The organism is Sphingobium sp. KKT206 (assembly GCF_055640555.1).
On the sequence record NZ_CM145764.1, the window covers coordinates 1,099,102 to 1,122,701 of the forward strand.

At 62.7% G+C, this 23,600-nt stretch carries 20 protein-coding genes; 12 read left to right on the top strand and 8 right to left on the bottom strand.

Annotated elements, in window-relative coordinates:
* Nucleotides 1-76 precede the first annotated feature (76 nt).
* A complete protein-coding gene (locus tag ACZ2HM_RS05150; RefSeq protein ID WP_037476516.1) occupies nucleotides 77-1,864 on the top strand; it encodes a cation:proton antiporter domain-containing protein in 1,788 nt (595 codons plus the stop codon).
* Here the strand turns inward: ACZ2HM_RS05150 and ACZ2HM_RS05155 are convergent.
* The 4 genes from ACZ2HM_RS05155 to ACZ2HM_RS05170 all read right to left on the bottom strand — a co-directional run bounded on the left by ACZ2HM_RS05155 (nucleotide 1,861) and on the right by ACZ2HM_RS05170 (nucleotide 8,648).
* On the bottom strand, nucleotides 1,861-2,805 hold the full coding sequence (locus ACZ2HM_RS05155) for a glutaminase (protein WP_037476515.1): 945 nt from the start codon (nucleotides 2,803-2,805) through the stop codon (nucleotides 1,861-1,863). The genes ACZ2HM_RS05150 and ACZ2HM_RS05155 overlap by 4 nt on opposite strands.
* Before the next feature lie 111 nt (nucleotides 2,806-2,916).
* Nucleotides 2,917-4,317, bottom strand: a complete 1,401-nt coding sequence (locus ACZ2HM_RS05160) for an efflux transporter outer membrane subunit (RefSeq protein ID WP_037476514.1) — start codon at nucleotides 4,315-4,317, stop codon at nucleotides 2,917-2,919.
* A gap of 2 nt (nucleotides 4,318-4,319) precedes the next feature.
* Complete coding sequence (locus ACZ2HM_RS05165; protein ID WP_470426410.1) at nucleotides 4,320-7,472, bottom strand: efflux RND transporter permease subunit; 3,153 nt, start codon at nucleotides 7,470-7,472, stop codon at nucleotides 4,320-4,322.
* 3 nt (nucleotides 7,473-7,475) lie between these two features.
* Nucleotides 7,476-8,648 carry an efflux RND transporter periplasmic adaptor subunit gene (locus ACZ2HM_RS05170; protein WP_470426411.1) on the bottom strand — a complete coding sequence of 391 codons (1,173 nt, stop codon included), beginning with the start codon at nucleotides 8,646-8,648 and terminating at the stop codon, nucleotides 7,476-7,478.
* Nucleotides 8,649-8,765: 117 nt separating this feature from the next.
* Here ACZ2HM_RS05170 and ACZ2HM_RS05175 point away from each other — a divergent pair, with 117 nt between their 5' ends.
* Nucleotides 8,766-9,374, top strand: coding sequence for a TetR/AcrR family transcriptional regulator (locus tag ACZ2HM_RS05175; RefSeq protein WP_052027699.1), 609 nt, complete (start codon nucleotides 8,766-8,768; stop codon nucleotides 9,372-9,374).
* A gap of 4 nt (nucleotides 9,375-9,378) precedes the next feature.
* Here ACZ2HM_RS05175 and ACZ2HM_RS05180 read toward each other — a convergent pair whose 3' ends face one another.
* The 4 genes from ACZ2HM_RS05180 to ACZ2HM_RS05195 form a co-directional block, all read right to left on the bottom strand.
* Nucleotides 9,379-10,503, bottom strand: coding sequence for a glycosyltransferase family 4 protein (locus ACZ2HM_RS05180; RefSeq protein WP_037476508.1), 1,125 nt, complete (start codon nucleotides 10,501-10,503; stop codon nucleotides 9,379-9,381).
* An 84-nt stretch (nucleotides 10,504-10,587) separates the two neighbouring features.
* Entirely contained in the window at nucleotides 10,588-13,479 is a 2,892-nt protein-coding gene (locus ACZ2HM_RS05185) for a M16 family metallopeptidase (RefSeq protein ID WP_470426412.1), read from the bottom strand.
* A 122-nt stretch (nucleotides 13,480-13,601) separates the two neighbouring features.
* Nucleotides 13,602-14,987 carry a DEAD/DEAH box helicase gene (locus ACZ2HM_RS05190; RefSeq protein ID WP_470426413.1) on the bottom strand — a complete coding sequence of 462 codons (1,386 nt, stop codon included), beginning with the start codon at nucleotides 14,985-14,987 and terminating at the stop codon, nucleotides 13,602-13,604.
* 306 nt (nucleotides 14,988-15,293) lie between these two features.
* Complete coding sequence (locus ACZ2HM_RS05195) at nucleotides 15,294-15,764, bottom strand: pyridoxamine 5'-phosphate oxidase family protein (RefSeq protein ID WP_069066658.1); 471 nt, start codon at nucleotides 15,762-15,764, stop codon at nucleotides 15,294-15,296.
* 95 nt (nucleotides 15,765-15,859) lie between these two features.
* On the opposite strand from ACZ2HM_RS05195, the gene ACZ2HM_RS05200 reads away from it, so the two are divergent.
* The 10 genes from ACZ2HM_RS05200 (at nucleotide 15,860) to ACZ2HM_RS05245 (ending at nucleotide 23,547) form a co-directional block, all read left to right on the top strand.
* Nucleotides 15,860-16,435, top strand: coding sequence for a NifU family protein (locus ACZ2HM_RS05200; RefSeq protein ID WP_037474559.1), 576 nt, complete (start codon nucleotides 15,860-15,862; stop codon nucleotides 16,433-16,435).
* 86 nt (nucleotides 16,436-16,521) lie between these two features.
* The gene (gene tsaB / locus ACZ2HM_RS05205) at nucleotides 16,522-17,151 is read left to right on the top strand and encodes a tRNA (adenosine(37)-N6)-threonylcarbamoyltransferase complex dimerization subunit type 1 TsaB (protein WP_470426414.1); all 630 of its coding nucleotides are present in this window, start codon (nucleotides 16,522-16,524) and stop codon (nucleotides 17,149-17,151) included.
* Nucleotides 17,148-17,627, top strand: coding sequence for a GNAT family N-acetyltransferase (locus tag ACZ2HM_RS05210; protein WP_470426415.1), 480 nt, complete (start codon nucleotides 17,148-17,150; stop codon nucleotides 17,625-17,627). Before tsaB ends, ACZ2HM_RS05210 begins: the two co-directional genes overlap by 4 nt.
* 113 nt (nucleotides 17,628-17,740) lie before the next feature.
* Nucleotides 17,741-18,169, top strand: coding sequence for a Ros/MucR family transcriptional regulator (locus tag ACZ2HM_RS05215; protein ID WP_037474566.1), 429 nt, complete (start codon nucleotides 17,741-17,743; stop codon nucleotides 18,167-18,169).
* A 136-nt stretch (nucleotides 18,170-18,305) separates the two neighbouring features.
* Nucleotides 18,306-18,728 (top strand): Fur family transcriptional regulator, encoded by a 423-nt coding sequence (locus tag ACZ2HM_RS05220; RefSeq protein WP_037474568.1) that lies wholly within the window; start codon nucleotides 18,306-18,308, stop codon nucleotides 18,726-18,728.
* 2 nt (nucleotides 18,729-18,730) lie between these two features.
* Complete coding sequence (locus ACZ2HM_RS05225; protein ID WP_470426801.1) at nucleotides 18,731-19,489, top strand: lysophospholipid acyltransferase family protein; 759 nt, start codon at nucleotides 18,731-18,733, stop codon at nucleotides 19,487-19,489.
* Between the two features lie 9 nt (nucleotides 19,490-19,498).
* Nucleotides 19,499-20,848 carry a tRNA (N6-isopentenyl adenosine(37)-C2)-methylthiotransferase MiaB gene (gene miaB / locus ACZ2HM_RS05230; protein WP_470426416.1) on the top strand — a complete coding sequence of 450 codons (1,350 nt, stop codon included), beginning with the start codon at nucleotides 19,499-19,501 and terminating at the stop codon, nucleotides 20,846-20,848.
* A 100-nt stretch (nucleotides 20,849-20,948) separates the two neighbouring features.
* Entirely contained in the window at nucleotides 20,949-21,953 is a 1,005-nt protein-coding gene (locus ACZ2HM_RS05235) for a PhoH family protein (protein ID WP_313924248.1), read from the top strand.
* Between the two features lie 125 nt (nucleotides 21,954-22,078).
* Entirely contained in the window at nucleotides 22,079-22,594 is a 516-nt protein-coding gene (gene ybeY, locus ACZ2HM_RS05240) for an rRNA maturation RNase YbeY (protein ID WP_470426417.1), read from the top strand.
* A gap of 8 nt (nucleotides 22,595-22,602) precedes the next feature.
* The gene (locus ACZ2HM_RS05245) at nucleotides 22,603-23,547 is read left to right on the top strand and encodes a hemolysin family protein (protein WP_096060652.1); all 945 of its coding nucleotides are present in this window, start codon (nucleotides 22,603-22,605) and stop codon (nucleotides 23,545-23,547) included.
* The last annotated feature ends 53 nt before the right edge of the window (nucleotides 23,548-23,600 follow it).

The window sequence follows — 23,600 nt, forward strand, 5'->3', positions numbered from 1 at the left end:
GGCAAATGCTGCGCCGCATCGCGATTTTTCAACCAAAAGACTGGATATTGCGCCGACTTGGCGCAATGGTGCGCGCATGGTTGGCGCAATAAATCCTCACAGTTTCAGCGACTCTCTCGTCATTCTCGGCGCGGCGGGCCTGGTCATTCCCGGCTTCTCGCGCTTTCGCATCAGTCCGGTGATCGGCTTCATCCTGGTCGGGCTGGCGGTGGGGCCGAACGGCCTTGGTGCGCTCGTCGGGCAATATCCCTGGCTCTATCATGTGACGATCTCCAATCAGGAGGCGATCGAGCCCTTTGCCGAGTTGGGCGTCATATTATTGCTCTTCTCGATCGGGCTGGAACTGAGTTTCCGCCGATTATGGACGATGCGAACGCAGGTATTCGGCGTCGGCGCAGCGGAACTGATCCTGAGCGCCGTGCTGATCGCGACGGGTCTTTATCTGCTCGGTCAACCCACGGCAGGCGCGATCGGCCTCGGCCTCGCACTTGCGCTTTCGTCCACCGCCGTCGTGCTGCCGATGGTGGGCACCCAGAGCGCCGTCGGGCGGGCCGCCTTTTCTATGCTGTTGTTCGAGGATCTGGCGCTCGTCCCGATCATCTTCATGCTCGGTGCGCTGGCGCCGTCCGTTGCCGCCAGCCCGGACGGGGCGTGGGGTGCGATGGGCGACACACTGCTGCGCGGCGGCATCACCATCGCCTTCATGCTGGTGATGGGCCGTTTCCTGCTGCCCCATGTGTTCAGTCAGGCGGCGCGCACCAAAAGCCCCGAAGTGTTCCTGGCAGCCAGCCTATTGGTGGTCATCGTCTCCAGCCTCGCCACCTCGCTCGCGGGCCTCTCGCCGATCGTGGGCGCCTTGCTCGCGGGCCTGCTGATTGCCGAGACGGACTATCATGGCGAGGTCGAGGTGATGACCGCGCCGTTCAAAGGGCTGGCGCTCGGCGTCTTCCTGATCACCGTCGGCATGAGCCTGGACCTGCGCGTCATCCTCGCCAACTGGCAAAGTCTGTTGATGGCGGTCGTTGGCGTCGTGTTCGCCAAGACGCTGGTGACCTCGGCGCTCCTCTATTTCTCCGGCGCGCGCAAGGGCACTGCGTTGGAGGTCGGGGTGCTGATGTCCAGCCCGTCGGAAACCACGTTGATCGTGCTGTCGACCGCGGCGGCGGCGCAACTGATCCTGCCCTCCACCGCCGCCTTCTGGCAGATCGTGACCGCGATCGGCCTGACGATCACGCCGCTGTTGGCGCGGATCGGCCATGATGTCGCGCGGCGGCTGGAAATGGCGCTGGGCGAGGATCGCGTCGATCCGACCGAAGATCATGCCGAAGCAGCCGCCGTGGTCATCGGCTTCGGCCGGGTCGGGCGCATGGTGTGCGATCTGCTCAAGACCCATAAGCAGCGCTTCATCGTCGTGGAATCGGACCCCGACGTTGTCGCCGAAGCGCGACGGGCAGGCTATCCCATATTGTTCGGCGACGTGTCGCGCGTGGAGATGCTCGACAAACTGCGGCTGGGTCATGCCCGTGCGCTGATCCTGACCATGGACGATCCTGTGCTGTCGGTGCGTGTGACCCAGCGGGTGCGCGGCTGGGTGCCGGACCTGCCGATCATCGCGCGCGCCCGCGATACCGATCACGCCGCGCAACTCTATCGCGCAGGCGCAAGCGATGCCGTTCCCGAAACGCTGGAAAGCTCGCTGCAACTGGCCGAAACCGCGCTGGTCGATCTGGGCGTCGCGATGGGGCCAGTGATCGCGTCGATCCACCAGACCCGCGAAGATCTGCGGATGGGGATCAAGGAAGCGGCGCAAATGGAAACCGCGCCTAAGCTGCGCCGCCTTCGTCCGGACGAAGAGGCTGCTTAATCGGACGCGACGGGCGGGCTGAACACCGACCAGCCGGTGCGGCGCGCCAATTCCTCCAGCGCCGCCGTGCCGATCTGGCTGTTGCCGCTGGCGTTCAGGCCCGGTGACCAGACGGCGATCGAGGCGCGGCCGGGCACGATTGCCATGATGCCACCGCCCACGCCTGACTTGCCGGGAATGCCGACGCGAAAGGCGAAGTCGCCCGACGCGTCATAATGGCCGCAGGTCAGCATCAGCGCATTGATCCGCCGCGCCCGGCGGGGTGGCACCACCCTGCCACCGCCCGGATGCTGCCCATCCAGCATGAGGAAGCGCCCCGCCAGAGCAAGTTGGCGACAGGTCATCTCGATCGCGCATTGATGAAAATAGCTGCCCAGCACCAGATCGACCGGATGGCGGACATTATCGAAGGCGCGCATATAATTGGCGAGCGCCGCGTTGCGGAACCCCGTCGCGGTTTCGGACGCAGCCACGGCTTCGTTGATCGCGATACTGTCGTCGCCGCTCACATAATGCAGAAAGCGCAGCATTTCGCCGATCGCCACGCGCGGCTCATGCCCGCCGAGATTGATGTCGGTCACTACGATCGCCCCCGCATTGATGAAGGGATTGCGTGGAATCCCCTGCTCATGTTCCAACTGGGTGATCGAATTGAAGGCATTGCCCGACGGCTCGCGCCCGACCCGTTGCCATAGCTGATCGCCGACCTTGCCGAGCGCCAGGGTCAGCGCGAAGACCTTGGAAATCGACTGGATGGAAAAGCCCGTGTCGGCATCTCCACCGCAAATCATCCGTCCGTCGGCGGTGGCGATCGCGATACCGAATTGCGCGGGATCGACCTTGGCCAGTTCGGGGATGTAGGATGCGACGGCACCACGCTCATCCGCCTGTGCCATCATCGCGATGATATCGCCGACAATGGCGTCGAGGTCAGGGGTCATGGGCGCTGCTACATATCCGCAATAACTATGACCTTAATCATAGGCGCTATTCCCGCCGGTTGGACAGATTATTCTGTCCCGCCCGATGATCCCCGACCTGACAGGCCGCTATTACTTCAAACCACCGCCCATGGCGCGGTAGAGTTCCACCATGTTGGAGGCGCGCGTCAGCCGCGTAGTGAGCAGGCTCTGTTCGGCATTGGACAAGGCCCGCTGCGAATCCAGCGTCGTCAGGAAGCCATCGACCCCCGCCCGGAACCGAGCCTCCGACAGCGTATAGGCGACCCGCGCCGCATCACGCTGCGACGTCTGCGCCTCAAGCTGCTCCCCCATCGTGCCACGCCGGGCCAGCGCATCCGCGACTTCGCGGAAGCCCGTCTGGACGCTCTTCTCATAGGTCGCCAGCATCGCGTCATAGGTCGCCTTGGCATAGGCGAGATTGCCCTTATTCTTCCCGAAGTCGAAGATCGGCAAAGAGGCGGTCGGCGCTACCGACCAGAAGCTGCTACCCGACCCGAACAGATTGGACAGGCCAAGGCTGAGCGAACCAAATGCCGCCGTCAGCGATATATTGGGAAAGAAGGCCGCCCGCGCCGCGCCAATATTGGCGTTGGCGCTCAGCAATTGATGCTCTGCTGACGCAATGTCCGGGCGACGCAGCAGCACGTCGGACGCGATATTGGCCGGCAGATTTTCGATCGTCGCGCTCGCCGTCGGGAACCCTTCGGGCAGGTCGGTCGCAGGCACTGTCGTTCCGGCCAGCAGATTGAGCGCATTCTGGTCCTGCGCGACCAAGGTCGTCGTTTCGGCAATGGTCGACCGCGCCGCATCATAGCTGGTCTGCGCCTGACGCACTTCCAGTTCGGATGCGATGCCCTTGGCGAAGCGCGCCCGGTTGAGTTCCAGCGTCTTGCCGAATGCCTGTTCCAGGTCGCGGGCGATGCGCAACCGTTCCTGATCCGCCGCCATGGTAAGCCAGGCAGTCGCCGTCTCCGCGATTAGCGCGGTCTGCGCCGCATTGCGCGTTTCGACGCTGGCGAAATATTGCTCCTGCGCCGCTTTGCTCAGATTCCGTACCCGACCGAACAGATCGACTTCCCAGGCGGAAATCCCGACCTGTGCTTGATACAAATCCGTGCGGCCCGATCCCGCCAGCGAAAAGGGCGAGTCCTGATAGGTTGCGGTGCCGCCAGCCGAAACGCCGGGCAACAGGTCTGCGCGCTGCACCCGATATTGCGCCCGCGCCTGTTCGACATTGGCGAGGGCAATGCGCAGGTCACGGTTGTTGGCCAGCGCGGTCTCGATCACCCGCGCCAGCCGCGCATCGGTGAAGAAATCGCGCCACGCCGTATCGGCCGGAATGATCGCCGCGCCGTTGTCGGCACCGTAGGCTGGTCCCTGCGGCGAAGCAGTCGGGACCGCCAGTTGCGGCCGCACATATTTTGGGGCCATGTCGCACGCGGCGAGCGCCAGCGACAGGGTGATGGCGCCCAGCGCCTTTATATTATGCATGATCATGCCTCCTGCGGCGCGGCGGGCGTTGCCCGGTCGTCGGCCGCTTCATGAGTCTTATGTTCGCGGAACAGCCGCTTCACGACGGTGAAGAAGACGGGGACGAAGAAGATCGCCAGCACCGTCGCCGACAACATGCCGCCGACCACAGCCCAACCGATCGCATTCTGACCGCCTGCGCCCGCCCCGTTGGACAAGGCCAAGGGCAGCACGCCGAAGATGAACGCGAAGCTGGTCATCAGGATCGGCCGCAGACGCAACTTGCCCGCTTCCAGCGCCGCCGCCGCAGGCGACAGCCCTTCGCGCATCTTCTCCTCCGCGAACTCCACGATCAGGATCGCGTTCTTGGCCGACACGCCGATGGTGGTGATCAAACCGACCTGCAGATAGATGTCGTTGTTGAGGCCCGCCAGCGTCGCGGCGATGACGGCACCCAGCACGCCCAACGGCACAACCAGCATGACCGCGATCGGTACCGACCAGCTTTCATACAATGCTGCAAGGCACAGGAAGACGATCAGCAGCGACAGCGCATAGACATAGCCTGCCTGCCCGCCCGACGTCCGTTCCTCATAGGAAATGCCGTTCCAGCTATAGCCGATGCCCGGCGGCAATTTGGCGATATGTTCTTCCATCGCCTGCATCGCCGTGCCGCTTGCGACGCCAGGTGCAGGCGCACCCATGATGTTCATCGACGGCACGCCATTGAAGCGTTCCAAACGGGCCGGTCCCTGGGTCCATTCGGACGTTACGAACGAAGACAAGGGTGCCATGACGCCACTGCTGCCCCGCACATGCAACGCACCGATGGCATCGGGCGATGTCCGAAACGGCGCATCGGCCTGCACGAACACACGCTTCACCCGGTCACGATCGATGAAATCATTGACGTAGCTGCTGCCCATATTGGTGCTGATCGTGTCGTTGACGTCCGCCTGGGCAATGCCCAACGCGCCCGCTGCGGCCTGATCGACATTGAGCTTGAGCTGCGGCGTATCCTCCAGACCGTTGGGACGCACCTGCGCCAAACGCTTGTCCGCCATCGCCATGCCCAATAGCTGGTTGCGCGCCTCCAACAGCTTTTCATGGCCGACATTGGCATTGTCGAGCAATTGCAGGTCGAAGCCGGAGGCATTGCCCAATTCCTGCACAGCAGGCGGTACGAAAGCGATGACCATGCCCGACGAAATCTTGCTGAACGCCATGTTCGCGCGCTGGGCAACCGCCATGACGCTATTGTCCGAACCCTTGCGTTCCGACCAGTCCTTCATCCGGGCAAAGACGATGCCGACATTCTGGCCTTGGCCGACGAAGCCGAAGCCCGAAATGGTGAAGACCGCCGCAACATTGTCCTTTTCCGACTGGAGGAAATGGTCGCGCACCCTGGCCAGCGTGCGTTCGGTCTCTTCCAGCGAAGAACCGGCAGGCAAGGAGACCTGGCTGATCAACGATCCCTGATCTTCCTCCGGCAGGAAGCCGCTCGGCAAGCGCAGGAATATGAAGACCATCCCGACGACGATCGCGGCATAGACCAGCATGCTGCGGCCCCAACGATGCTCGATCTTTTCGACATTGCGGCCATAGCCTTTCACGCCCTTGTCGAAGGTGCGGTTGAACCAACCGAAAAAGCCCTTCTTGTCGGCATGGCCATGTTTCGCGGGCTTGAGGATCGTAGCGCACAAGGCTGGTGTCAGGATCAACGCGACCAGCACCGACAGGATCATCGAAGACACGATGGTGATCGAAAATTGGCGGAAGATGACGCCGGTCGATCCAGCGAAGAAGGCCATCGGCAGGAACACTGCCGACAGGACCAGGCCGATGCCGATCAGCGCGCCGCTGATTTCATCCATCGACTTCTTGGCCGCCTCCTTGGGGCTAAGCCCCTCGTCCTGGATCAGGCGCTCGACATTCTCGACCACCACGATCGCGTCATCGACCAAAAGGCCGATCGCCAACACCATGCCGAACAGGGTCAGCGTGTTGATGGTGAAACCCGCCGCGCTCAGGATCGCGAGCGACCCCAACAGCACCACCGGCACGGCGATGGTCGGGATCAGCGTGGCGCGCCAGTTCTGGAGGAAGAGGAACATCACGACGAAGACGAGCAGCACTGCCTCGATCAACGTATGGATGACCTGCTCGACCGACAGGGCCACGAAGGTCGAGTTATCGACCGGAAAATCATATTTGACCCAGGTCGGGAAATTCTTGGACTGGGCCTTGATCTGATCCTTGACGCCTTCCACCGTATCGAGCGCGTTCGCGCCGGGGGCCAGCTTGATGCCGAAGCCTGCGGCCGGATGGCCGTTGAACTTCGCGCCGAAGCTGTAATTTTCCGACCCCAATTCGACGCGCGCGACATCCGACAGACGCACGACCGCGCCGTCGCTGTTGCTGCGCAGGCGAATCGCGCGGAATTGTTCGGGCGTCCGCAGGCGCGACTGGGCGGTGATGGTGGCGTTGAGCGCTTGGCCCTTCGGCGACGGCGTGCCGCCGATCTGGCCAGCGGAAACCTGGGCATTCTGGGCCTGGATCGCGGCTTTCACATCGCCGGTCGTCACGCCCAGATTGGCCATCTTATAGGGGTCGAGCCACACCCGCATGGCATATTGCGCGCCCAGCAACTGGGTGTCGCCAACGCCTTCCACACGGCTGATGGGATCTTGCAGGGTCGATGCGACGAAATCGCCCGCATCCTGCTGATCATGAATGCCATCATCGGCATAGACCGCCATGACGAGCAGGAAGCTGGACGTCGATTTGGTGACGCGCAGCCCTTGTTGCTGCACTTCCTGCGGCAATAGCGGTGTCGCCTGCGACAGCTTGTTCTGGACCTGCACCTGCGCAATGTCCGCGTCCGTCCCCTGTTCGAAGGTCAGGGTAATGGACAGGTTGCCCGCGCCGTCACTGGTAGAGGAGAAATAGCGTAGATTGTCGATGCCCTTGAGCTGTTGCTCGATGATCTGCGTCGTCGTGCTTTCCAGCGTCTGCGCGTTCGCGCCGGGATAGCTGGTGGAAATGCCGACCGAAGGCGGGGCAATTTCGGGGAATTGCGCCACGGGTAGCGTGCGAAGCGCAAGCAGGCCCGCCAGCATCATGACGATGGCCAAGACCCATGCGAAGATGGGCCTGTCGATGAAATAGCGTGCCATGGCTTAGTTCGCCCCGCCCTGCTTTGATCCCTGTGGCGCACCCGGCGCCGCCGTCACCTGCTGCGGTGCGCCGGGCGTGACGACCGTGCCGGGGCGCAGGTTGAGCAGCCCTTCCACGATCAGCTTGTCGCCGGGCTTCAACCCGCTGGTAACGATCCACTTGTCGCCGACCGCGCGGGCTACCTGAACCTGGCGCATCTCAGCCTTATTGTCTTTCCCCAGCACCATCGCCGTGGCCCGACCACGCGCGTCGCGGGTGATGCCCTGCTGCGGTGCCAATATCGCCTCGCTCTGCTGCCCTTCGACCAGCTTGGCGCGGACATACATGCCCGGCAGCAACATGCCGTCGGGATTGGGGAAGGTCGCGCGCAGCGTCACGGCGCCCGATGTCGGATCAACCGACACTTCGGAAAATTGCAGCCGTCCTTCGATCGGATAGGTGCTGCCATTGGGCATCAGCAACTGGATGCGCGCGCCGTCCGCTTCGCTGACGCCGCCCCGCTTCATGGCTTGTTTAAGGTCGATGATCTCAGCGGCGGACTGCGTCATGTCGACATAGACCGAATCGGTGCGCTGGATCGTTGCCAGCGGATCGGCCTGGCCGGTCTGAACCAGCGCGCCGGGCGTGAACAGAGACCGACCGATCCGGCCCGAAATCGGTGCCTTAATGCGGGTGAAGCCTTGGTTGACCTGGGCGGCCTCTACCGCGCCACGCTGCGCTGCAACATCGGCACGCGCTTGCTGCGCTGCCGCATCGGCATTGTCATATTCTTGGCGGCTGACGGCGTTCACGCCGACAAGATCCTTATAGCGCTGCGCCTGTAGCGCCGTTGATCGGATCGCTGCGTTGGCGCGGGCCAGCGAGCCTTTCGCTTGTGCCAGCGCCGCGCGGTAGGGCGCGTCCTCGATTTCATACAGCAGCTGCCCCGCGCGCACCATGGCGCCTTCGGTAAACAGGCGGCGGCGAATGACGCCACTGATCTGCGGACGTACCTCCGCTATTTCCAAAGCCACGATGCGGCCCGGCAATTCATTCACCAACGGCACCGACTCGGTTTTCAGCGTGACGACGCCGACGGCCGGTGGCGGGGGCGCGGGCGGCGGGCTTTCCCCGCACGCGCTCAGCGCCAATGCCGACGCGCACGCCAGCAACCCGATGAATGTCCCCTTGTGCATCGCCTAAATTCCGTTCCGATGTAGATATCCATTCGGAATGAACGTTCATTCCGCTTGCCCCGCAATTAGGTTCGTGCCACAGGATATTCAAGAGACAAAATCGCAGGGGAGCAGAAATTGGTTGCGGTGCAGCATGGCAAGAGCGTGGTGAACATAGAGAAATCCGGCAAGGCCCGCATTTTGGCGGCGGCCCGTGACCTGTTCGACAGCCATGGGTTCCACCAGACCTCAATGGCAGAACTGGCGGCCGCTGCCCAAGTGTCGGTCGGCCAGATCTATCGGCTCTTCAAGGGCAAGGAAGACATTATCGAAGCCCTTGTCCATGCCGACGCCGACGAATGGTGCGACGATATGGCCATCCTGCGCGAACGGCTACATGCCGGTTTGTTGTCGATCGAACAGACGTTCGAACAATTGCTGCTGCACACGATCGACGAAAAGAACGAAGCGCTGTCCTTCGACATATTGGCCGAAAGTTTCCGCAACCCCGCCGTCGGCGATACGATTGCGAATATGTGCATGCGGTTTCGTACGTATATTCGCGATTTCGCCTGCGCCGCCAATCCTGATCTTTCGGGCGAAGCGCTGGAGGGCGCGGAGGAAGTGGTGTTGGCCTGCATGTTCGGACTTGGCCATCGCAGCCTGTCGCGACCGCAACTGAGCGCCGCCGCCACCGCCACCCTGTCGGCACGGATGATCATCGCGGCGCTCCGCGCGATCAACTGATCCATCACCGCACCTTGCGGTAGACCTCTACCGTTTCGCGCGCACAACGATCCCAGCTATAGCGGGCCGCGACACGCAATCCGTCCGCGCGCGCCTGCGCCCGCCAGCCGTCATCGACCAGGGCCTGTTCCAGCCGCCGGGCGAAATCATCGACATCCTCCGGCGCGACCAGCATCGCCGCGCCGCCGGTAACTTCGGGCAGGCAAGACGCATTGGCGACCACCACCGGCACCCCGCTCGCCATGGCCTCGACCGGCGGCAGGCCAAAGCCTTCATAGACCGAGGGATAAACGAACAGGGCCGCACCCGCATAGAGCAGCGGCAAATCGGCGTCGGGCACGAAGCCCAGATAGCGCACCCATCCCTCGCGCCCGCCCTTTTCCATCCGCGCCTGCACCGCATCGCTCAGCCAGCCAGCCCCGCCGGTCACCATCAAGGGCCAGCGGTTTCGCACGGCGGGCGGCAATTTCTCCCAGGCGCACAGCAATTCCGCGATCCGCTTGCGCGGCTCGACCGTGGAAACGCACAGGGCATAGCCCTGCGGCTGCAGGTCATAGCGCGCCAGCGTGGGCGCGATCGCATCGTTCGTGCGTGGGTGAAAGTCGGGACTGGCCGCCAGCGGCACCGCCGTCACAAGTGCCGGATCGATCGAGAGAAAGTCCGCCACTTCCGCCCGCGTCGTCTCGCAATCCGTGATGATATGCCCCGCCCGTTCGACCGAAAGCCGAAAATAGCGCTCAAACTGTCGCAATCGCTCGGCCGGGTGGGTTTCGGGATAGCGGAAGATGGACAGGTCATGGACGGTGATCACGCCCCCCTCCCCGCCCGGTGGCAGAAAATAATTCGGGCCGTGGAAAAGGTGCGTTCGCATGACCGTGGCGTCGCGCAAATTCTGCGCCCATTTGCTATGCTTGCGTAGCCAGCGTTGCACCTTGTTGCGACGCTGGCCGACCTGAATATCCAAAAGCAGGGCAGCGGGATCAGCGATCCATTCGCCATTGCGATAGAATCGGACGCTATCCACCCCGTCCAGAGGCGGAAGGCGCTGCGCCAATTCCCAGCTATAGCGCCCGATACCCGACAGCCGGGGTTCGAGCGCTTCGACCGAAAGAATGATCCGAAGGCTCACGTCATCCTGTCCCAAGCCGTATATACCAGCGCGCGGCTATCGACGGACTGGGCAAAACCGCAAGGAAAATCAGCGGCAGCCCCTTTATTTCGCCGCCACGCCTTCGGGCAGGACGACCGCTGACCAGCTTTTGCCCGGCACCAGATACTTAGCCGCCAATACCTGCAACTGCGGCGCGGTCACGGTCAGCATGTCCTGGCCCATCCGCTGCATCGCTTCGACATAGCGCGGATCATGAGTCGCGCCCTCCATCTGGTTCATCCAGAAAGCATTGCCGGTGCTGGCGCGCGTCAGCAATTGCCGCATAGGCGCGACAGCGCGTTGCAATTCATCCTCGCTGACCGGATTTTTCACCAGATCGGCGGCGGTGCTTTTGACGACATCGTAGAAATAGGCGACGCGATCGGGCCGGACCTGACTGGTCACCAATATATAGCCGCCCGCATCATAGGAGAAAGGCCAGTTATTCTGGACGCTCGGCGAATAGGCAGCCCCCTCGGCCGACCGCAGCCGGTCGAACAGGCGATCGTTGAATATCTGGGTCAATATCTCCAACTGACGCGCTTCCTTTTGCAGCGTGAAGCCGCCTGCCGTCGGCCAGGCCAACACGGCCGCCGCCTGCTCCTTGTCGCCCTTGTGCCGCAACACTACCGGCTCCTTGACGGGCGCGGGGAAGCGCATCGCGCGATTGGCCGCAGGTGCCGGCGTATCGGATCGCGGTGCCAAAGCGCCAAAGGTCGCGGCAACCGCCTGGATCGTCTCCTCCGCCTTCACATCGCCGAATATCTGCACCTCGATCGGCCCCGATGCCAGCACCGGCTCCCACACGGCGCGAAAAGCCTGCGGCGTCAGCGCGGCGATTTCTTCGCGTGACGGCGTGCGGAACCGCACATCCTTGTCATGCAGCAACCAGTTGAGATCGCGCCCCAACACCGCGTCAGCCGATTGCGACATGGCATCATAAGCCAAAATCGCGCCGGTCTTCACCCGCTCGATCGGCGCAGGATCCCAGCCGGGCGCTGCCAGCTTGGTCGCGAACAGGCGCAACTGGTCGCGATAATCCGATGGCCGGGTCACGGCCTGCAATTCGAAGGCATCATCGTCGATGCCGAACTCCATGCCCATGCGGCGGCCATTGGTCAGCTCGTCCAGCTCGCGCTGGCCCAGCTTGCCGATGCCGCTGGCGACCAGCGCATAGCCGCCTGCCCAACTCGCCACCGGCTTGGTCGGCGAAAAACTCTGCTGGCCATGACCAAAGCGGACGTTGATCCGCACCTTCTCCGTCTCGGCATCATTGGCGAACAGGGTCAGCTTCACGCCGTTGGAAAAAGTGATGCTCTCCATCCCCGGCAAACCAGTGGCCGTGCGTGACACGACCGTTGCCGGAGCGCCAAGCGCAGGCAGGTCATCCATCGTCACCGGCTTGTCGGCCAGCCGGACATTGGTCGCCGCCTTGACCGGGGCGGCAACGGCCGCGGCGAGACGAGTATCCGTGCCCGCCTCCACCTTGCCGGTCACCAGCAGGGCGCGGAAGACGTCGGCGGAAAACAACCGCCGCGTGGAATCCAATATCTTCTGCGGTGTCATGGCGGGCTTACCGGCGCGGAAGATATCCACGGCGGCCTGCGGACTGACGGTTGTCTCGCGAATGTCCACGGCGCTAACCAGATCGCTCGCCTGCCTGGCGCTCGCCTCGGTATCGGCATTTTCGACCTGGATCGACAGCGCCGTATCCATCTGCGCATATTCGCGGTCGATCTCAAGCTGGCTGGGCGGGCTGGCCTTGGCGTCTTCCACGATGGCGCGGACATCGGCCAGCGCCTTTTCCCAATCATCGTTGGCGGGAATGATAGACATAAAGGTGCCGTCCGCTGAACGGCTGACATCCTGCTGCTCGACGCTTGCCTGCAGGAAGCTGCCCCCGGCCCGCGCCGCCTGTTCCAACCGGCGACTGATGATCTGCAGCGCCAACATGTCGGTCAGCTTGTCCTGATTATACAGGATCGTGTCGGCCCGCGGCTTCCACGGACGCAGCCAGGCCGCCGTCAAGCCGACCGGCGTGCCGGGTTCGACCAGCACCCGCGTCGCCGGACTTTTTGGATCGGGCTTGCCGAAGTCGGGAATGGCCGCGCCCTTGCCCGTTGCGCTCCAATCCGCGAAATTGTCGCGGATCAACTGCTCGGCCTGCGCGGGGTCGATGTCGCCCGCTATCGCAATCACCGTATTTTCAGGGCGATACCAGCGCTGGTGAAAGGCAGCCATAGCCTTGGCAGTCGCGGCGTTCAGAGTGGCGACAGTGCCGATGGGTGAATGATCGGCCAGAGGCTGTCCGGCGAAGAAATGCTGGCGGCTGGCATCCGATACCCGCATCTGGGTGCCCTCGCTTTCCCGCCGCTCGGCCAATACCACCGCGCGCTCGGCGGCGATGGCGCTATCGACGATGTTGGGATCAGCCATCATACCCGAAAGAATTTTCAAACTTTCGTTCAGGCTTGCCTGCGTGGCTTGGGGCAAGTCGAGTGCGTAGGTTGTGCCCGTTGGCGACGTGACGGCGTTGCTGTCGCTGCCGAAGGTCACACCTAATCTTTGCCAGATACGTTTGGATTCGCCGTCCGGCACATGGCGCGACCCTCGCATCGTCAGATGCTCCATATAATGGGCGTATCCCATTTCATCGGGTCGCTCCATCAAGGAACCGGCATCGATCCGCAGCCGCACCGACACCTGCCCCGGCGGCACGCCATTACGCCGGATGGCGTAGCGCAACCCGTTGGAGAGCGTGCCGAAATGCCAGGCGGCATCAATCGGCACATCGCTATTTTCATAGAGCCAGGGGCGCGTCTGCGCCTGCGCAGCGCCTGTCTTGGTAATGGCGGTCGGCGATTGCGTCTGTGCGACAAGCGGCACGGACGACACCGACAGCAACAGGGCGAGAACGGAGAGCGAAGTGGCCGAACGGCGGAGGAAAAAATGCATAGACCTATTAGCCTAGCGACACTTACCTGAATGGCCACTGACAATCATCGTCAGGACGGGAGACTGTTGCCCCCATCGGGTGGAGCGTGCCGGAACCCCGTCCCGGCACGCTCGATCCTATTTTATACGCGCGGTGCGCCGGTGCGCTGCACGGCGCTCTTGTGCGCGCCGACCGGGCCGCCGCTGCGACGACGACGGAAGGGACGCTTCTCGCCACCCTCGGACTCGGGGCGATGCGCCCGATCCGGCGTGCCGCGCGACTGCTTCTGGCCGTCCTGATATTTGCGCTGACCATCGGCGCGACGTGCCTGCTGCTGGGGCGACTGGCTCGGACCCTTTTTCGGGGCTGCGGGCTTGGGCATATTGCGCACCGCTTCCATGAAATTCTCAGGCAGCGCTTCGATTTCCAGCTTTACGCGGGTCGTCTTTTCGATCGCCTTGAGGAAAGGCCGTTCATCATCCGCCACGAAGCTGATCGCGATGCCTTCGGCACCAGCGCGCGCAGTGCGGCCGATGCGGTGGACATATTGTTCCGCCACATTGGGGATTTCGAAGTTGATGACATGCGACACACCCGACACGTCGATGCCGCGCGCGGCGATATCGGTCGCGACCAGCAGCTTGACCTTGCCCTGGCGGAAAGCCTGCAAGGCGGTGGTGCGCTGGCCCTGGCTCTTATTGCCATGGATCGCGAAAGCGTCGATCCCGGCGCCTTCCAGGAAGCGCACGACACGGTCGGCACCATGTTTTGTGCGCGTGAAGATCAGCGCGCGGTCAATTTCCTCGCTCTTGAGCATCAGGTGGAGCAGCGCCTGCTTTTCCGCCTGGTTCACGAAGATCGCGCGCTGACGCACACGTTCCGCTGTGGTCGATTGCGGGGCGACGCTGACCTTGACCGGATCGTTGAGGAACTGGGCGGCGAGCGCTTCGATTTCCTTGGGCATGGTGGCCGAGAAGAACAGATTCTGCCGTTCGCGCGGCAGCATCTTGGCGACGCGCTTCAACGGCTGGATGAAGCCCATGTCCATCATCTGGTCGGCTTCGTCGAGAACGAAGATTTCCGTGTCCTTGATGGTCAAGGCGCGCTGGTCGATCAGGTCGAGCAGGCGGCCAGGCGTCGCGACGACGATGTCGACGCCGCCAGCCAGCACGCGGATCTGCTTGTTGATCGGCACGCCGCCGAACACGGTTTCGACGCTCAGCTTGAGGAAACGGCCATAGTCGCGGAAGCTCTGCGCGATCTGCGCCGCTAGTTCGCGGGTCGGTGCCAGCACGAGCATCCGGCAGCCCTTGAGTGGCGTCACCTTGGGGTTGCGCGCGAAATAATCGAGGCTAGGCAGCGCGAACGCCGCGGTCTTGCCGGTGCCGGTCTGCGCGATGCCGCAAAGATCCTTGCCTTCCAGCAGCGCCGGAATGGCTTTTTGCTGGATCGGAGTCGGGGTAACGTAATTTTTGGAGGCGAGCGCCTTCATGATCGGCTCAGCCAGACCAAAGTCATTGAATTCCATGTGTAAACTCACAAGTGGGCCATGCGCCAACCTGATCTGCGGACGCAGCAAGGGCGCTAAGGCGGGTTACGAAACGACCCGCGTGAAAAGGGAAGCCTCAAGCTTGACGCAGACTCTCATTGGCCGGTCCGTGAGCCCTTTGTGACTGCTTCAGCCACCATAGGTTTGCGGACGATCACGCTGCCAATCGCTGTGGGGCCAAAATGGTCCCTCTGCTGCGCTGCAACGCATATGGCGAAGGCGCAGACAAAAAGCAAGCGGCCGCAACATCCTGTCGCGGCCGCTCATTTCTTTAGGTGAAAAGGCTCAGAGCGTTATTTCGACATGCTTGGTCTTCATCTCATCGCGCACATCGCCGCCGAACATCATCTTGAACACGCCCGTCAGCGACATATCCGCACGCCAGATTTCCGCCGTGCCCAGATCAAAGCGCAGCATAAGTAGGTTGGGATCATTCCGCCCGCCCGGATACCAGGCCTCGACCTGCTTGGACCAATAACGATCGATGACCGCCGCATCCGTCTCTTCGGTCAATGTCCCGTCGATGCAGGCGAACAGGTCATGATCCTTGGCGGCATATTGCGCCATCGCGGGGCCGCCGGGGGCCAGCCGATTGTCGCGGCTGGTGTAGAACCAGAAGCAGTGATTGGCATCGGGATCGAGCTGCGCCGTCATCGGCAGGCTATGCTCATGGCTGTTCTGCAAACCGATCATCACAAACGGGCTGCTTGCCAAATCGCTCCAGAAACGGTCGCGGATTTCGGATTCGGTGCTCATATGGGCTCTCCAATTGCTTCCCCCAATCAATCGACGGCAGCCAACGAAGTTCCCCGCCGCTTGATCTTGAGCCTGCTTGCCTCCACATAGCGTCCATGCTGATCGAGACCGAACTGACGCCCAACCCGGCGACCATCAAATTCCTCCCCGGCCGCACCGTCATGGGCGCGGGCACCCGCGATTTCGCGACGCCGGAGGAAGCCGAAGCTTCGCCGCTCGCCGACGCGCTGTTCGGCTTGGGCGATGTGACCGGCGTCTTTTTCGGCAGCGATTTCATTTCCGTCACGATCGCGCCGGGTTCCGAATGGTCTGATGTAAAGCCGGATATTCTCGCGACCCTGCTCGAACATTTTTCCGCCAACATGCCGCTCTTCAAGGCTGGCTCCGCTGCCGAAATCAGCGTGCCCGGCGATGAGGGCAGCTTTGGCGATGATCCGGCGGATGCCGAAATCGTCGAACAGATTCGCGAACTCATCGATACGCGGGTGCGCCCGGCTGTTGCCAATGACGGCGGCGACATCATCTATCGCGGCTTCGACAAGGGCACCGTCTATCTCAAGATGCAGGGCGCCTGCGCCGGTTGTCCCTCGTCCACCGCGACGCTCAAGAACGGGATCGAGCAATTGCTCAAACATTATGTTCCTGAAGTCACGGAAGTCCGCGCGGTCTGAACCGCGCATGTGATTTGGCAAAACGCGACTGATCGACTAACCGCTAGGCGAATCCGCTCTTTTGCGGAACCTAACGGGAGTATCCTTTGCGCCTGCTGGTGATCGACACTGCGACACAGGCCTTGTCCGTGGCGTTGCTGGAAGACGGCGCGCTGATCGGCCGCCATCATGAAATCGTCGGGCGCGGCCATGCCGAAGCCTTGCTGCCGGCCATCGCTGCCCTGCCCGACGGCGGACGCGCCGACGCCATCGCGGTGGATGTTGGGCCGGGCAGTTTCACCGGCGTCCGGATCGGCATCGCCGCCGCGCGCGCGCTGGCTTTGGCCTGGGCGCTCCCGCTCCATGGTTACAGCGCCCCGTCGATCATCGCCGCCAGCGCCGCGCGACGGCATCAGGGCGACGATCCGATCATCGTCACTATCACCGGCGGTCATGGTGAGCTTTTCTGGCAAGCCTTCACCAGCGACGGCATGACCGCGACCGGCCCGGTCCAATCCACGCCCATCGTCCTCCTCGCGGATCAGATCAGCGCGCCCGTCATCTATGGCACAGGGGCCGAGGCGCTAGTCACCGCGCGCGGCGCAGGCGCAGCGCTGACCCTCTATCCCGATGCGGCCGACTATCCGTTGATCGCTGACCTGCCCCCCCTGCCCTCGACGCCCCTCTACGGCCGGGGCGCCGATGCCAAGACGATCGCGGAGCGCGCAGCATCATGATGCCAGAGCTGATCTTCGACACCTATGATGAAGGCGAACGCAACGCCATTGCCGACGCCATGACGGTCATGGACGCCGCCTTCGATCCGGTTTTCGGGGAGGCCTGGACCTCTGCACAACTCGCAGGCGTCATGTTAATGCCAGGCACTTGGCTGACAGTCGTGCGGATCGATGCCGCGCCGTCGGGCTTTGCCTTGGTGCGATCCGTCTTGGACGAATGCGAACTGTTGTTGCTCGCGGTCGACCCCTTGTGGCGCGGTCGCGGTGTTGGCGAAGCGCTGTTGCGCGACAGTTTGATGCGTGCGCGCCGTAGGGGCATCACATCGATGAACCTGGAAGTACGTTCCTCAAATAACGCCATAAAACTATACGAAAAAACCGGCTTCGAATATGTGCATCGTCGCCCCGGTTACTATCGCGGCAATGATGGACAACTTCATGATGCTCTGAGCTTTCGTATTGACATGCGGATATGAGCCTATAGCCCCTTGCGAAATGAGGCTATACCGTCTAGCGGAAACCTACCGCTGCAGAAATCCATTTCCACCGGCGGGTCGCATTATAAAAAGCCTTCGTAGGAAATAGAAAAATGGAAACCGAATCGGCACAGAGCGAACTGCTCATTACTTTGACGTCCGACATCGTCGCCGCACATGTCTCCAACAATAGCGTCGCCGTCTCCGACGTCGCCACGCTGATCCAGAATGTACATGGTGCATTGTCGGCGCTCAACGAGCCGGTCGCCGCGCCTGAAGTCAAGCCGGAGCCTGCCGTCTCGGTTCGCTCTTCGATCAAGCCTGACTTCATCATCTGTCTGGAAGATGGCAAGAAGCTCAAGATGCTCAAGCGCCATCTTATGACCCATTATCAGATGACCCCGGACGATTACCGCGCCAAGTGGGGTCTGCCGGCCGACTATCCTATGGTCGCCCCCAATTATGCCGAACAGCGCCGCAATCTGGCGAAGAAGATCGGTCTGGGCACCAAGCGCCGCCGGACCACTCGCGTCGCAAAGTAAGTCTTTGCCCGCATGAATAAGGGAAGCCAGGGGCGCATCGACGATGCGCCCCTTTCCTGTATCTGGCCTTTCCTGTCCGCGTAAAAGCCGCTAGGCAATGGGTCTTTCCCCGGACTTTCCATTTGAGCGAGCCTTCATGAACCGCAAGATCGACGTCGAAGCCCTGTGCCATGAAAAAGGCCTTCGCATCACCGAACAACGGCGCGTGATCGCTCAGGTGTTGAGCGACGCCATGGATCATCCCGATGTCGAGGAACTGCATAAACGGTCCGCGATGATCGATCCCGGCATCTCGATCGCCACCGTCTACCGTACCGTTCGCTTATTCGAGGAAGCGGGCATTTTGGAACGGCATGATTTTGGCGATGGCCGCGCCCGCTACGAAGCGGCGCCGGAATCCCATCATGACCATCTGATCGATGTCGAAACCGGCAATGTCATCGAATTTGTCGACCCCGAACTGGAGCAGCTGCAAAAGCAGATTGCCGAGAAGCTCGGCTTCCGACTGGTCGACCATCGCATGGAATTGTACGGCGTAGCCCTGGAACGGAAGAACTGACGCTGGCGCCTGTCCGCCGCACAGCCCGCATCGCAGCGCTGGTCGCCAGCCTGCTTGCCTGTCTTATCCCCCATCTGCTCTGGAAGCTGACCCGGCAACGCTCACCCTGGCCTCGCTGCTTCCTGGCGCTGGCGGCGCGCGCAATCGGCGCGCGCGTCGAGCGTGCGGGGCAGCCGCATGACGGCGACATGGTTCTGCTCGCCAACCATGTCAGCTGGATCGACATATTGGCACTCGGCGGCTCAACCGGCGCAGCCTTCGTTGCGCATGACGGCATCGCACGCTGGCCGGTGATCGGTTGGCTCGCCGCCCAGAACAACACGCTGTTCGTCGCCCGCGAACGGCGCGGCGCTCTGTCCCATCAACTCGATGCGCTGCGCGCCGCGATGCAAGGGCATCAGCCGGTCGCGCTCTTTCCCGAAGGCACCACCAGCGACGGCAGCGGCCTGCTGCCGTTCAAACCCTCGCTGCTCGCCGTCCTGCTACCACCGCCCCGCGCCGTGCTGATCCAGCCGGTGCATATCGACTATGGCGCAGCGACCGGTGAGATCGCCTGGCATGGCGACGAACCGGCAGGCACCAACGCCTGGCGTGTGCTTGGACACAAGGGGCCGCTCGTCGTGACGCTCCGCTTCCTGGCGCCCTTCGACCCGGCAAGCTGCGCCGATCGCAAAGCCATTGCAGCCACCGCGCGCGACGCGATCGCCGCAAGTATCGCCCTGCACCAGCGCCCTTTCGCTTCTGTCCCGCCCTCTATATAGCTGGTGGTCATGAATCGTACCGATGCCCCCAAAGCGCCTGCCACCTTCCACGTCAAATCCTTCGGTTGCCAGATGAACGTCTATGATGGCGAGCGCATGGCCGAGATGCTTGGCGCGCAGGGAATGACGGCGGCGGCGGACGGGACGGATGCCGATCTGGTCATCCTCAACACCTGCCACATCCGCGAAAAGGCGGTGGACAAGGTCTATTCCGACATTGGCCGCATGACCCGCGAAGACGGCAGCCGCCCGATGATCGCTGTCGCAGGCTGCGTCGCGCAAGCCGAAGGCAGCGAGATCAGCCGCCGCGCCATGACCGTCGATATCGTCGTCGGCCCGCAAGCCTATCACCGCCTGCCCGACCTGATCGAAAAGGCCGGACGCGGGGAAGAGGCCGTCGATACCGACATGCCCGCGGCATCCAAATTCGGCGCGCTGCCCGCCCGCACCAAGCAGGCACGCCCAACCGCCTTCCTCACCATCATGGAAGGGTGCGACAAATTCTGCACCTACTGCGTCGTGCCCTACACCCGCGGGGCGGAGATCAGCCGGTCGTGGACTGCTATTCTCGACGAAGCCAAGGCGCTGGTCGATGGCGGCGTGAAGGAAATCACCCTGCTGGGCCAGAACGTCAACGCTTGGTCGGGCGAGGATGATAAGGGCCGCATGCAGGGCATGGACGGGCTGGTGCGCGGATTGGCCGAACTGCCCGGCCTCCATCGCATCCGCTACACCACCAGCCACCCCAACGACATGAGCGACGGCCTCATTGCCGCGCATGGAGATTGTGCCAAGCTAATGCCCTTCCTCCATCTGCCGGTACAGTCGGGCAATGACCGCATCCTCAAGGCCATGAACCGCAGCCATGATGTGGCGAGCTATCTGCGCCTCCTCGACCGGGTCCGCGCCGTGCGGCCCGACATCGCCCTGTCGGGTGACTTCATCGTCGGCTTTCCCGGCGAGACTGATGCGGAGTTCGAAGATACGCTACGCATCGTCGATGCGGTCGGCTATGCCCAATGCTATTCGTTCAAATATAGCCCCCGCCCCGGCACCCCTGCCGCCGACATGGAGGGTCAAGTCCCCGCCCCCGTCATGGACGAACGCCTCGCCCGGCTGCAGGCCGCGATCAACCGCCATCAGGTTGCGTTCAACAGCGCCACCGTGGGTCGCCGCACTGATATCTTGCTGGAGCGCAAAGGCCGTTATCCCGGTCAGTTGATCGGCAAAACGCCCTGGCTCCAGTCCGTCCACGTCACCGCGCCCGACAGCGCGATCGGCGACCTCATCGAAGTCGATATCATCAGCGCCGGTCCCAATAGTCTGGCCGGCGAGTATAGCAGGAGGAAAGCCGCTTGAACCAAAGCCTCGTCATTCCCGCATGGGCGGGACGCCATCTCCCCGATCTCCCACTGGGACGGATCTTCACGAGATGCATGACGAGCAAGGGAGGCTGACCATGGGCAAGAAACCGAACCCCCACCATCGCAGCGAAGTCGCCGAACGCGCAAAACTCGAAGTCACCTTCGACAAGCCGCATCTGCTCGGCACGTTGTTTGGCCAATATGACCGCAATCTCGTCGCGATCGAAAATCGGCTGGGCGTCTACATCGCGGCACGCGGCAACAAGCTGCAGATAGAGGGCGAGGCGCAGGCCGCCGCCCGCGCGCGCGACGTCATGACCGGCCTCTACAACCGCATCGTCGCGGGGCAGCAGATCGATACCGGCGCGGTCGAGGCGGTTATCGCCATGTCGTCCGAACCGACGCTGGACGGCATCATCCGCCACGATGTCGCCGAACCGCCCACGGTGATGATCCGCACCCGCAAGAAGACGATCGTCCCGCGTTCGGCCACCCAGGTCACCTATATGGAGGCGCTGAACCGCAACGACATCATCTTCGCGCTTGGGCCAGCAGGCACCGGCAAAACCTATCTCGCCGTCGCGCAGGCGGTCAGCCAGCTTATCACCGGCACGGTGGACAAGCTGATCCTGTCGCGTCCTGCGGTCGAGGCGGGCGAGCGGCTGGGCTTCCTGCCCGGCGACATGAAGGAGAAGGTCGATCCTTATCTCCGCCCGATCTACGACGCGCTCTACGACACGCTCCCGGCCGAGCAGGTCGAACGGCGCATCGCAAGCGGCGAGATCGAGATCGCGCCGCTTGCCTTCATGCGCGGCCGTACCCTCGCCAACGCCTTCATCGTGCTGGACGAAGCGCAGAACACCACCATCGCGCAGATGAAGATGTTCCTCACCCGCTTCGGCGAGGGCAGCCGCATGGTCGTTTGCGGCGATCCCAAGCAGGTCGATCTGCCCCAACCGGGCGCATCGGGCCTGGCCGACGCGGTCGCGCGGCTCGAAGGTGTCGAGGGCATCGCCATGGTGCCCTTCGGCATCGGCGATGTCGTCCGCCACCCCGTCGTCGGGCGCATCGTCCAGGCCTATGAGGGGCCGGATGCGTAAACGACATACTCGTCCGTTCGCACTGAGCGAAGTCGAAATGCCCGGCCGAGCAGAGCGAGGCGCCTTCGCTTCGCTCTGGCACGGGCTTCGACTTCGCTCAGCCCGAACGGAAAGCAAGGCATATCATGATTGAAGTCGCTCTCCTCCACGAAGATGGCTGGCCTGGTGCGGACTGGGAACAACTCGCCCAAAACGCTGTCGCCGCCGCCATCGCCCACAGTCCCTATGCCGCCTTCGCGACCGATCAGGCCCTGTATGAAATCGCGGTCAAGCTGACCAGCGACGCCGAAGTGCATGAGTTGAACCGCGCCTATCGCGACAAGGACAAGCCGACCAACGTCCTGTCCTTTCCGATGGTGCAGGCCGACCTGTTGCAAGGCACCGCCAACACCGACGATGGCGAAGTCCTGCTCGGCGACATCGTGCTGGCCGAAGGCGTCTGCGCCGCCGAAGCGGCCGAAAAGGGCATCTCCATCGCCGATCATGCCGTGCATTTGATGATACACGGGACTTTTCATTTGCTCGGATATGATCATATGGACGACAATGAGGCGCAGGCCATGGAAGCGTTGGAAATCGCCGCGCTGGCCAGTCTCGGACTTCCCGATCCCTATGGGGATCGCATGATGACAGGGGATTAGGACTAACTATGGCTGAGGGCAGCCCGAAGGACGGCAACGGTTCCAAGGAATCGGACAGTAGTAACGACGGCGGCTTATGGAGCGGCATCAAGTCGCTCCTGTTCGGCGATGGCGAATCCACCAGCCTGCGACAGGAACTGGAAGAAGCGCTCGACGAATATGACGAGGATAGCGAGGAAGTCGGCGCAGCGCCGCCGACCAAGGGCGACCTGTCGGCGATCGAGCGGCAGATGGTCCGCAACCTCCTCCATTTTTCCGAACATACGGTCGACGACGTCGCCGTGCCCCGCGCCGACATTATCGCGATCGAGGAGAAAGCAAGTTTCGCCGATCTCGCCGCGCTGTTCGCCGAGGCGGGCCATAGCCGCATCCCGGTCTATCGCGACACGCTCGATACCATCGTCGGCATGGTCCATATCCGCGACGCCTTCGCCATATTGGCGGGCAAAGACCCGGTGCCGGAAACGCTCGAACCGCTGATCCGCCAGCCGCTCTATGTGCCTGAAAGCATGGGTGCGCTCGACCTGCTCGCCGAAATGCGCGCCAAGCGCACACATCTGGCCATCGTATTGGACGAATATTCGGGCACCGAGGGGCTATTGACCTTCGAGGATCTGGTCGAGGAAATCGTCGGCGAGGTCGAGGATGAGCATGACGATGCGCCCGAAGCGATGCTGGTCCCGCTGGAAGACGGCCTGTGGGAAGCCGACGCCCGCGCCGAACTGGAGGATGTCGCCGAAGAAATCGACGAGAAACTGGGCGATATCGACGAGGATGTCGATACGCTTGGCGGCCTCGCCTTCGTCATCGCGGGCCGTGTGCCTGAACCCGGCGAAATATTGATGCACGACCAAAGCGGCTGGAAACTCGAAATCCTCGCCAGCGACGGACGGCGCGTGACCCGGTTGCGGCTGCACCCGCCGATCAAACGGGCAATCGAAGAGGACGGCTAGGCAAACCCAGCAAAATTGAGTTACGGACGGGAAATATTAAGGGCTGGGCTTTA